The sequence below is a fragment of the Streptomyces sp. NPDC006365 genome, assembly GCF_042870755.1.
Taxonomy (GTDB): Bacteria; Actinomycetota; Actinomycetes; order Streptomycetales; family Streptomycetaceae; genus Streptomyces; species Streptomyces xiangluensis.
Genome location: NZ_JBIAHS010000002.1, coordinates 379,138 through 386,344, shown reverse-complemented (window position 1 = coordinate 386,344; position 7,207 = coordinate 379,138). Strand labels below are relative to the sequence as shown.

The window sequence follows — 7,207 nt, the reverse complement described above, 5'->3', positions numbered from 1 at the left end:
TGACTGCGTTCCGGATCGGCGCGGTTGCAGTCCGACTCGACCCTGCCGCCGTCCGATTCGCCGCTCCCGCGGCCTGGTTCACCGTGACTGCGTTCCGGATCGGCGCGGTTGCAGTCCGACTCGACCCTGCCGCCGTCCGATTCGCCGCTCCCGCGGCCTGGTTCACCGTGACTGCGTTCCCGATCGGCGTACCTGCGTTCCGGCTCCGCATGCCTGCGGCCGGATCTGCTGTGGCTTCGGTCCGATTCACCGCACATGCGGTCCGCCTCGCCATGGCCGTGGTGCGACACGCCGCGCTCGCGGTTTCTGCCGATGACCAGCAACCCGCCCGCCACGGCCAGGCAGAAGGCCACCACCCCGATGCTCCAGCCCGGTGACGCGCCCAGTGTCAGTGCCGCCGTCGCCCATGCCGCCAGTGCGGGCGGCACCAACCTCAGGTCGGTGGGCCCTTCTTGGCGAGGACGCGAGGAACCGAGCGGGTTCCCAGAGGCGGCGTGCACGGCCGGGCGGTCGCGCACGCCAGAGTTGGGCCCGCCGGGGCCGCGCTCGGCAGGGCTGGGCGCGCCGGGGCTGGGCGCGCCGGGGCTGGGCGCGGCGGGGTCGCGCACAGCAGCGTCGTGCACAGCGGGGCCGGCCACAGTGGAGTTGGGCGCATGAACCTCCGGCCGATTCACGGTCGTACGAGATTCTGCAGATCGGCGAAACGACGATCACCGATGCCGTTCACTTCCCGGAGTTCGTCGACCGAGCGAAACCCGCCGTGCTGTGTGCGGTAGTCGATGATGTGCTGGGCCAGCACGGGGCCGACGCCCGGCAATGTGTCGAGCTGCTCCAGGGTGGCCGTGTTGAGGGCGACCGGAGCGGCCGGAGCGGCGGCGGCTCCTCCGGGACCGACAGCGCCCCCGGCACCAGTGCCGCCTGTGCCTCCGGTCACGCCGGCTCCCATCCCGGCGGGCGGAGCCCCGACCACCACCTGCTCTCCGTCCACAAGGAGCCGGGCGCGGTTCAGCCCCGCGGTGTCCGCGCCCGGGCGCACTCCTCCGGCGGCCCGCAGCGCGTCAGCGACCCGGGAACCGGCCGGCAACGTGTGGATACCGGGTTCGCGCACCTTGCCGCTGACGTCCACCACGATCGCGGTGCCCGGCGAGCCCACGGGGTCGCGCGCAGCTGTTGAGGATCCGGGTGCCACGCCCGCTTCCTCGTACGGAGCCGTGGGTGCCGCCCGTACCACCTCCGGTGGGCGCACCGGCTGCGTCCGGCCCGACCAGAAGTGCTGACCCGCGAAGACAGCGGCCACCACGAGCAACGCCGAGAGCGCCACCACGCTTTTCCGCTCCAGCCCACATCTCGACTGGAGCCACAGCGGCATCCGCTCCCGCACGGCAAGCCCAACCCGCTCCCGCCACGCGGCTTCAGCCCTGGCCGCAGCTCCGACCCCGGCCTCGATCCCGCCCACTTCGGTGCGAACCGCCCCCACCGCGTCGCCGCCAACCCCACGGTCGCGATAGTCCGCGGGCTCGCCCCGAGGGCTGCCGCTGCCGGGCCGTGGAAAGTGCGGCGGCCCGGCCGCACCCGTCCTCGGGTCACCCCCGGGCGGCCCATGCCCCAACCCCCGCCGCTCTCCGGCCCGTTCGGCGAAGATCGCCTCCGCGCGCAGGCGGAGTGCCTCCGCCGAGGCCTGATGGCGGCGGGCCCTGCCTCGGTAAGGGTGGCGGCGGTGCCGGATGCGGCCGTCGGAGACGGGGCCGCGGCCCGGGCCACTGGTAACGAACGTTGTCCGTGAAGGTGATCGAAGTGCCATGCGACGAGAATCGGGCACCACGGCACTCTCGCGATGATCTTGCCCAATTCCCGTGGATTACCACCCGGTTGTGGATAACTCCGTCACCCACACGAGGAGCCTGGCGGGGTACCCAACGCGGGGCCCGAGGAAGCACTCGCGCACACACCACACGACTCCCACACACAAACCACACACTTAGCGAGATACATCACAGTGAAAAACCTCACCAACCACTGTGAAAACTCACCGAGGCGAAACCACTGCCCCCAACAACCCGGGCCCGGTATGCGCCCCGATGACCGCCCCGACCTCACTCACATGCAGATCGGCCAGGCCCGGCACCCGCGCCCGCAACCGCTCCGCCAGCGCCGACGCCCGTTCAGGCGCGGCGAGATGGTGGACCGCGATGTCGACCTGTGCGCTCCCCGCCCGGCCGGCCACGATCTCCTCGAGGCGGGCGATCGCCTTCGACGCGGTGCGCACCTTCTCCAGCAGTTCGATCCGGCCGCCGTCAAGCTCCAGCAGCGGTTTTACGGCCAGCGCGGACCCGAACAGGGCCTGCGCCGCCCCGATTCGGCCGCCCCGCCGCAGATAGTCCAGCGTGTCGACGTAGAAGTACGCGGATGTGCCGACGGCCCGCTTCTCCGCAGCGGTCACCGCCTCGTCGATCGTGCCGTCCGCCTCCGCGGACTCGGCCGCGGCCAGGGCGCAGAAGCCGAGAGCCATGGCGACCATGCCGGTGTCCACGACCCGTACGGGCACCGGAGCCTCGCGCGAGGCGAGGACCGCCGCGTCGTACGTCCCCGAGAACTCGGCGGACAGGTGCAGCGAGACGATGCCGGTGGCGCCCGCCTCGGCGACCTTGCGGTAGGTCTGGGCGAAGACCTCGGGACTGGGCCGGGACGTGGTGACGGGGCGTCGCTTCTGCAGTGCCTGGGCCAGCGAGCGGGCCGAGATCTCGGTGCCCTCTTCGAGCGCCTGGTCGCCGAGAACCACGGTCAGGGGCACCGCGGTGATGCCGTGGCGCTCCATCGTCCGCGGCGGCAGGTAGGCCGTTGAATCGGTGACGATAGCGACATGGCGGGACATGAGCTGGAGATTACCCGCAGGAACGCGCGGACGGCAGCCCGGCACTTCGCGCCTGTTGCCGCCGGATCGGCCGGATCACGTCGCGCTCCCGGATCAAGTCGTGCTCTCCGGGCGGGGCTTCTTCTCCCAGGGGTAGGTGGGCCGCGCTGCCGCCGGCGTGATGGCGGGCCGGGTGGGTGTGGGTTCCTCCTCGGCGGTGCGCGACGGAGCCGTGTCCGGCCAGGTCTGCTGGTCGCCAGGCGCCGCCGGTGCCTCCGGCCACGGGGGCGGCGGCTGCGCGGGCGCCGGCTCCTTCGTCCAGTGCCGCAGCGCACCCGCCTCCATGTCGATCTGCTGGCTCAGTGAGTCCAGGTCGTCGCCCGCGAACCGACGGGCCCGGTCGCGCGCCGCCGAGCGCAGGGCGTCGGCCGACTTCGTGATCTGCTCCGTACGCTCCCGCAGCTCCGGCAGCTGCTCGACGAGGCGGGCTCTGTTCGGCTCGCGCTCCAGTCGCTTCATGTCGGCGTCCAGTTCGTGGCCGTGCACGCTGAGTCGCTGGAAGAGGGCCAGGGACTCCTTCAGCGACTCGTCCTCGGTCACGCCCGCGTGCAGCGCGTCCTGGGTGGCACGCATCGACGTGCGCAAGGAGAGCCGCAGTTGGGCCAGCTCACCGAACACTCCCGGCTGTGCGAAGGTCTTCGCCCTGAGTGTGGAGTCCTCGACCGTGCGGCGGGCCTGCGCGACGGTGCGGTCCACGCCGCGCTTGGCTGCGCCGACCGCCTTCACCGTCGCATACGTCCCCAGGACCACGAACAGCACGAAGATCAGCGCCACGATTGCGGCCACGGCTTCCATGACGACGTTCCTCTCGGGTCCTGCTTGTCGGTACTGCTTCCAGGTCCTGCTTGAAGTGCCTGCGGGCTCTTCCACGGTAAACGGAAAAAGCAGGCCGGGGGTTCCAGCGGAACCCCCAACCTGCCCGTAGGGGACTACCCCGACTCGCGTTACGCGGGAACGATGTTCACCAGCTTCGGCGCCCGCACGATCACCTTGCGGATCCCCGCGCCTTCCAGCGCCGCCACGACCTTGTCGTCACCCAGGGCCGCCTTCTCCAGTTCCTCGTCGGAGATCGACGGGGACACCTCCAGGCGCGCCTTGACCTTGCCCTTGACCTGCACGACGCAGGTCACGGTCTCGTCCACGACGTACGCCCGGTCGGCGACCGGGAAGTCCTGGTGGACGACCGAGTCGGTGTGCCCCAGCTTGCGCCACAGCTCCTCGGCGATGTGCGGGGCCAGCGGCGCGACCAGCAGCACCAGGGACTCGGCGACCGTGCGCGGCACCGGGCCCCCCGCCTTCGTCAGGTGGTTGTTCAGCTCGGTGACCTTGGCGATGGCGGTGTTGAAGCGCAGGCCCTCCAGGTCCTGGCGTACGCCGTCGATCGCCTTGTGCAGGGCACGCAGCGTGTCCTCGTCCGGCTCGCTGTCCGTGACCGTGACGGCGCCGGTGGTCTCGTCCACGACGTTGCGCCACAGCCGCTGCAGCAGGCGGAACTGGCCCACCACCGCGCGCGTGTCCCACGGCCGCGACACGTCCAGGGGTCCCATGGCCATCTCGTACAGACGCAGGGTGTCCGCCCCGTACTCGGCGGAGATCTCGTCCGGAGTGACCGCGTTCTTCAGGGACTTGCCCATCTTGCCCAGCAGGCGGGTGACCTTCTCGCCCTCGTAGTAGTACGCGCCGTCGCGCTCCTCCACCTCGGCGGCCGGCACCGCGATGCCCCGGCTGTCGCGGTAGACGTATGCCTGGATCATGCCCTGGTTGAACAGCTTGTGGAACGGCTCGGCCGACGAGACGTGCCCCAGGTCGTACAGGACCTTGGACCAGAAGCGCGCGTACAGCAGGTGCAGTACGGCGTGCTCCGCGCCGCCCACGTACAGGTCGACGCCCCCGTGCGGCATGCCCTCGCGCGGGCCCATCCAGTAGCGCTCGTTCTCCGGGTCGACCAGCTGCTCGCTGTTGTGCGGGTCCACGTAGCGCAGCTCGTACCAGCAGGAACCGGCCCAGTTGGGCATGGTGTTGGTCTCACGGCGGTACTTGCGCGGGCCGCGGCCGTCGCCCAGGTCCAGGGTGACGTTCACCCAGTCCTCGTTGCGGGACAGCGGTGTCTCCGGCTCGGTGTTCGCGTCGTCCGGGTCGAAGGTGCGCGGCGAGTAGTCCTCGACCTCCGGCAGCTCCAGGGGCAGCATCGACTCGGGCAGCGGGTGGGCGACGCCTTCCTCGTCGTAGACGATCGGGAAGGGCTCGCCCCAGTAGCGCTGGCGGCTGAACAGCCAGTCGCGCAGACGGAAGTTGACGGTGCCCTCGCCGATGGCCTTGCGTTCCAGCCACTCGGTGATGCGGGCCTTGGCGTCGGCGACGCCCAGGCCGTCCAGGGAGACGTCCGCGCCGGAAGAGTTGACGATCTTCGCGTCGTACGACACGAAGGCGTCGTCCCACGTCGACGGGTCGGTGCCGCGGCCGTCGGCCGGCTCGACGACGCAGCGGATCGGCAGCTCGAAGGCGCGCGCGAAGGCGAAGTCGCGGCTGTCGTGCGCCGGGACGGCCATGATCGCGCCGGTGCCGTAGCCCATCAGCACGTAGTCGGCGATGAAGACCGGAATCTGCTCGCCGTTGACCGGGTTGGTCGCGTACGCGCCGATGAAGACGCCGGTCTTGTCCTTGGCCTCGGCCTGGCGCTCGACATCCGACTTGGAGGCGGCTTGCGCACGGTAGGCGGCGACTGCCTCGGACGGGGTCGCGTGGCCTCCGGTCCACACCTCGTGAGTGCCCTCGGGCCATTCCTGGGGGGTGAACTTCTCGACCAGCGGATGCTCCGGCGCCAGCACCATGTAGGTCGCGCCGAACAGGGTGTCCTGGCGCGTGGTGAAGACCGTGATGTTCTCGCCGTCGATCGGGAAGTCGACGCGGGCGCCCTCGGAGCGGCCGATCCAGTTGCGCTGCTGCAGCTTGATGGCCTCGGGCCAGTCCAGCGCGTCCAGGTCGTCCAGCAGCCGGTCGGCGTAGGCGGTGATGCGCATGTTCCACTGACGCAGCTTGGCCTTGAAGACGGGGAAGTTGCCGCGCTCGGAGCGGCCGTCCGCGGTCACCTCCTCGTTCGCCAGTACGGTGCCCAGGCCGGGGCACCAGTTGACGGGCGCGTCGGAGGCGTACGCCAGCCGGAACCCGCTCAGGACGTCGGCGCGCTCGGCGGCGGTCAGGTCATGCCACCCGCGTCCGCCGGGAACAGCCCGCTCGCCGCTCTCGAACCGGGCGACCAGCTCGGCGATCGGGCGAGCCTTCTGCGCCTCGTCGTCGTACCAGGAGTTGAAGATCTGCAGGAAGATCCACTGGGTCCACTTGTAGTAGTCCGGGTCGATCGTCGCGAACGAGCGGCGGCTGTCGTGGCCCAGGCCCAGCCGGCGCAGCTGCACCTGCATGTTCTTCATGTTGGCCTCGGTGGACACGCGCGGGTGCGTGCCGGTCTGCACGGCGTACTGCTCGGCGGGCAGGCCGAAGGCGTCGAAGCCCAGTGTGTGCAGGACATTGTGGCCGGTCATGCGCTGATACCGGGCGAACACATCCGTGGCGATGTAGCCCAGGGGGTGGCCGACGTGCAGGCCCGCACCGGAGGGGTACGGGAACATGTCCATGATGAACTTCTTGGGCTTGGCCACCAGCGCGGCGTCAGCGGCCAGGTCGCCGGTGGGGTTGGGCGCCGCGTAGGTGGCGTTCGCCTCCCAGAAGTCCTGCCAGCGTGCCTCGATCTCGCCGGCCATGGCGGCCGTGTAGCGGTGCGGCGCCACCACCTCGGAGGCGGTGGCGGGGTTCGTCTCGCTCATGATCCTCAAAGCTCCATCGATCGTCTCTGCCAGCGGCCTGGGAAATGAAAAAACCCCTCGCACAGGAGGGGACGCCGCGCCGATTCCGGCCACGGTTTCATCGGTGGCCGGGACTGATCAGCGCGGCTCGCTAAGCAGAAGGCGTACGGCACGCATGGCGTCAGGGTACCGCAGCCGTCGAGGGGGCCGCGACGGAGATATCCGGGGCACATGACACGGCGTGCCACACTCATGTTGCGGCACCAACAGCTGACTAAAGGTCAAGAGTTACTCGGCGTAAGGGAATCTAAGGGACATCGCACATCCCTCAGGACCCTTAGATAACGGCGCAATAACTCAAACCTCGTACCCCTCGGTATGTCTCGGCCTAGAGTGCGGCAGCGGGACCGCTTCCCCGAACTGTTTGGGAGACACCCCCCATGAACACTCGACGCAGTAACAGCCCGGTTCCCCGACCGGGCTGCTCGGCCCGCGG

At 70.1% G+C, this 7,207-nt stretch carries 4 protein-coding genes and 1 pseudogene; all 5 read right to left on the bottom strand.

From position 1 onward, the window contains the following. Positions 1-608, bottom strand: a pseudogene (locus tag ACFYO0_RS06895) (hypothetical protein); the annotation flags it as partial. Between the two features lie 62 nt (positions 609-670). Continuing rightward, entirely contained in the window at positions 671-1,801 is a 1,131-nt protein-coding gene (locus tag ACFYO0_RS06890) for a helix-hairpin-helix domain-containing protein (RefSeq protein ID WP_388671771.1), read from the bottom strand. A gap of 225 nt (positions 1,802-2,026) precedes the next feature. After that, positions 2,027-2,872, bottom strand: a complete 846-nt coding sequence (locus ACFYO0_RS06885) for a DegV family protein (protein ID WP_388671768.1) — start codon at positions 2,870-2,872, stop codon at positions 2,027-2,029. Between the two features lie 93 nt (positions 2,873-2,965). After that, a complete protein-coding gene (locus ACFYO0_RS06880; protein ID WP_388671765.1) occupies positions 2,966-3,706 on the bottom strand; it encodes a hypothetical protein in 741 nt (246 codons plus the stop codon). A gap of 149 nt (positions 3,707-3,855) precedes the next feature. Beyond that, positions 3,856-6,732, bottom strand: a complete 2,877-nt coding sequence (gene leuS, locus ACFYO0_RS06875) for a leucine--tRNA ligase (RefSeq protein WP_388671762.1) — start codon at positions 6,730-6,732, stop codon at positions 3,856-3,858. Positions 6,733-7,207: the final 475 nt, after the last annotated feature.